Source organism: Acidiphilium sp. PM (assembly GCF_000219295.1).
Classification (GTDB): domain Bacteria; phylum Pseudomonadota; class Alphaproteobacteria; order Acetobacterales; family Acetobacteraceae; genus Acidiphilium; species Acidiphilium multivorum.
Window position 1 is genome coordinate 1 of the sequence record NZ_AFPR01000590.1, and the last position, 3,551, is coordinate 3,551.

The following is a 3,551-nucleotide window of genomic DNA, read 5'->3' on the forward strand; positions in this document are numbered from 1 at the left end:
AGCAATGACGTACACGTAGTAGGCGCCTCCACCTGCGATCACGCCGGCACCAATCAGGGCGTAGATGATGAGTTTCATTGTCCCTGACATGCCGAAGGCTCCCCGCCGAGAGTTTGAGCATCGCTGCACAGCGTTGAGAGCGTTTGTTCGTCGCCCTGTGCGTTTTCTTGTGCGGCTGCTTCCTGGCCTGCGCGGTTCTGCTCGAATGCCAATAGTTGCAGGTTTTGCGCCTGGGCCTGTTGGGCCTGGACATAGTTCTGTTCGGCGGAGAGGCGGGCCTGGATTGAGGCGACTTGCTGAATCGTCGTGGCACTGTTCAGCTGGCTCTGAATCTGCGGCAGCTCTTGCTCGCGGGCTTCCAGCGATTGCAGGTTTTGCGTGGCGATCGCCTCGAAATTCGCGGTCTCATTCGCGCCCTGTTGGATCTGCTTTGAACCGAAATCCGAGCCGGCCGGGATATAGACCTTGTTCATATTGTAATATTGTTGCGCGAGCGAGCCGACATTTCCGCTCAGCGAGGAGGGTGGACTGATCCCGTCAAGCATGTTTGGCAAGATGCTGGTGTTGGGCACCGTGTCCTGCATGGCCGATTGATCGAGCTGTTGCGCCCATTGGTTCGGATTCACGTTCTGCGAGAGCGCGTTATAGGTCGATTTCAGCTCATTATATTGGCTGACGAGTTCAGAATATTGCTGCTTTGCCTCGTTTAGCTGGTTGACGATTTGCGCCAATGAGGCGCTATCGATTACCGGGACTTGTGCCAGGGTGGGTGAAGCAAAGCCGAGGATGGTGATCGCGCTGGCGATTCCGAGCCGGCGAGAGGGCTTGAGCATTTGGTCCTCCTATTCAACTTCCTCGTGGAACCGCGCCATGAACGCCGGCAGCCAGGCCGCCGGATCGTCGCCGTGGGTGGCGCGTAGCTGTTCGACAAACCCAACCGAGGATTTGCGGCTCGACAGGATCGCGACGAACTCAGGCAGAGCGGAAAGGTCGAAATCGATGATCGCGGAGCCGCCATGCCGCTTGATGAGCAGTTGCCGTGAGTTGGGCAGCATGTCCTCGGCAATGGCGCGGAACTCGCCGGCGGTGAAGTTGAGCCGTTTGCGGTAGAGATGTTCTTCCGCGCCAGGCGTTGGGCAGAACACGAGGGTTTGGCACTGGCGCAAGATGCTATCGCCCTGCGGTGAATCGAGCACCGGCGCGGGCTCCTGCGTCGCCAGAAGCACCACGGCGTTGCTCTTGCGGACGGTGAGCATGAAATCCGCCCAGATTTTGGCGAACAGCGGATTGAGCAGATAGAAATTGAACTCGTCACAGGACAACACAAAGCGGCGGCCATCGAGCGCCTGGCTGATGCGATAGAGCAGGTAATTCGCGGCCGGAGCACAGACGGTCCCGTTGTCGAGGATGGCCGTCAGATCAAAGCCGACCGTGGTTGCATCCAGCGACACGTCATCACGTTCGCCATCAAAGGCCCAGCCGAGCGACCCGCCCTTGCACCAGCGTTCGAGGCGCGCGCCTGCCCCCATCGGATTGCGCCAGTCGAGGAACTGACGCAGCCCGGCCAGCGAGCGCATTTCCGGGGCCAGGCGCAGCAGGGCCTGAACGCCGCGGGTCAGGCGGGCGTCATCCTCGGGCGGGAGCGGGCCGTGCCCGTCTTGCTGGATCAGGGCGGTGAGCCACTGAACAAGGAACGCAACAGATTCCGGGGTGTTGTCGAGCGCCTTGAGGGGTGCCAGGCCGCTATCCCGCCCTGCCCTCACCACCAGATAACGGCCGCCGACAGCACGGCACAGGAGCTCGCCGCCCCGGTCCTTGTCGAAGAACACCACCGCGCCGTTGCGCGCCGCGAAATATTGCGGGAATAGCGCCAGCAGGAACAGCATGAACGTGGTTTTGCCCTGGCCGATCTTCCCGAAGATCGCCGTCATGCCGACATCCTCGACATGGGGCACGTAATCATAGGCCGTGCCCGCCGTGGTGCGGAAGCGCGCCATGGCCGGCCCCCACTTGCCGGCACGCTGGCCGCGCGGAAAAGCCTCGAAGCCGGAGAAGGCCGCGAAATTCCGTGTGGTGATGGTCCCCGGGCGGGTACGCCACTTTCTGTTGCCCGGCAGTTGCGCGAAATAGGCGGCTTCCAGCCCGGCATTCTCTTGCGCGACGACGCCGCCACTATTGGCAATCACCGTGCGGGTTAAGCCGGACAGCCGATCCAGCTCCTCGATCGTGTCCGCATAGACCGTCAGCGAGAAATGGTGCTCGCCCATGGCGATCTTGCCCGAGGCGAGATGATCTTGTGCGTCCGCAAGGTCGCTGATCTGCGACTTGGCTTTGTCATTCGCAGCCGTCATCTGGGCGGCTTTCAGGCCAAGCCGTTTTTCAGAGGTGTGCCGAGCGTGAAAGTCGAAAGTATGGACCATCACCACCGGGCACGGCAGGGAAAAGACCCCATCATACATGCCGGCATAGGTCTCAGACGGATATTCGCGATAACCGAAGATCGCGCCGAACCGAGACACCCCCGGCCCGCGCAGTTCAAAGGCGCGGCGGCCGAAGATCGCGCGATCGGTGTAGAGGGCGGCACCGAGCGGGCCGCTGACCAGGGGCACCGGCGCCGCCGTGCCCGTCAGGATCAGGCGCAGCGCCTCGGCGATTTCGCTGAAATAGAACTGGCCATTGGCGGCTGGCCGCAGGCCCAGCCGGCGAACATCATAGGGGGCGAGGGTTTGGCTGATTGTTTGCCAAACCTCCTCTAGCTGGCGGATGCCCTCGGCGGTGGCGTGAGGCTTCTGGCGTTCTCGTTTGCCACCGAATAGGGAGGCCGTGGCGCCGCCCCCCTTGCCGCCCAGCGGATTGCGAGGGGAGACAACCACCGTCAGATACCAGGTGTTTTGATAGAGGCGCCCAGCAAGGACGCGCTCGCGATAGGCGCGATCGAGCGAAGCCGCGAACTCATTGGGCATAACCGCGTGTGCGAGTTGCCCCGCCCCAGGTCCGCGGACGAAGGCCGAGTGCAGTGTCACATTGTCATCTGCGACGTTCTTGCAGAGCGCATTGACCGTGACCAGGCTCGCGGCGCGATCTGCATCGGCTGCCAGCTCATAGGGAGCGCCGGGGATTTCAGCCATGGCAAGAACGCTGCCGTCATCCATGAGCAGGATGTCCGGCCGAACATGTCCGAGATACGGCAAATAGCGTTCAGCGCTGCGTTCCGCCCTGATTCGATTACCCGGCATTGCGCATCCCCCTGCCCTGCTGGACCTTCATCGGGAACGGCGCGGGGGACGCCCCGCCCCAAGCCTGATTTTCACCGGCGCCGGTGGCCTTGGTGCGGAACCACAGCCAGGCCACACGGGGAGCGTTGTAGTCGTATCGAACGAGCCAGCGCGCCCCGAACCAGAGCGGCAGTACCAGCGTCAGATAAAAGGGATTGTGTCCAAAGATGACGATCATGGCGCCGATCATGATGATCACCACGGCCATCTCGATCGGCAGCCCGAGAAACAGCGCGGGCCTTGTCGCGGCGACAAATAGCGGATCGCGCTGCCGCT

Annotated in this window: 3 protein-coding genes; all 3 read right to left on the reverse strand. The window is 62.3% G+C overall.

Annotated features, from left to right (window positions below; genetic code table 11):
- Positions 1-74: 74 nt before the first annotated feature.
- A complete protein-coding gene (locus APM_RS19095) occupies positions 75-833 on the reverse strand; it encodes a type IV secretion system protein (protein WP_007425035.1) in 759 nt (252 codons plus the stop codon).
- Between the two features lie 9 nt (positions 834-842).
- Positions 843-3,236 (reverse strand): VirB4 family type IV secretion/conjugal transfer ATPase, encoded by a 2,394-nt coding sequence (locus APM_RS19100; RefSeq protein ID WP_039889301.1) that lies wholly within the window; start codon positions 3,234-3,236, stop codon positions 843-845.
- A partial coding sequence (locus APM_RS19105) for a type IV secretion system protein VirB3 (RefSeq protein ID WP_007425037.1) occupies positions 3,226-3,551 on the reverse strand: 326 nt, incomplete at its 5' end. The genes APM_RS19100 and APM_RS19105, both read right to left, overlap by 11 nt.

What these genes read in the sequence shown, in the direction of transcription:
- APM_RS19095 (WP_007425035.1), bottom strand. Translation starts at nt 833, where the DNA reads ATGCTCAAGCCCTCTCGCCGGCTCGGAATCGCCAGCGCGATCACCATC.
- APM_RS19100 (WP_039889301.1), bottom strand. Translation starts at nt 3,236, where the DNA reads ATGCCGGGTAATCGAATCAGGGCGGAACGCAGCGCTGAACGCTATTTG.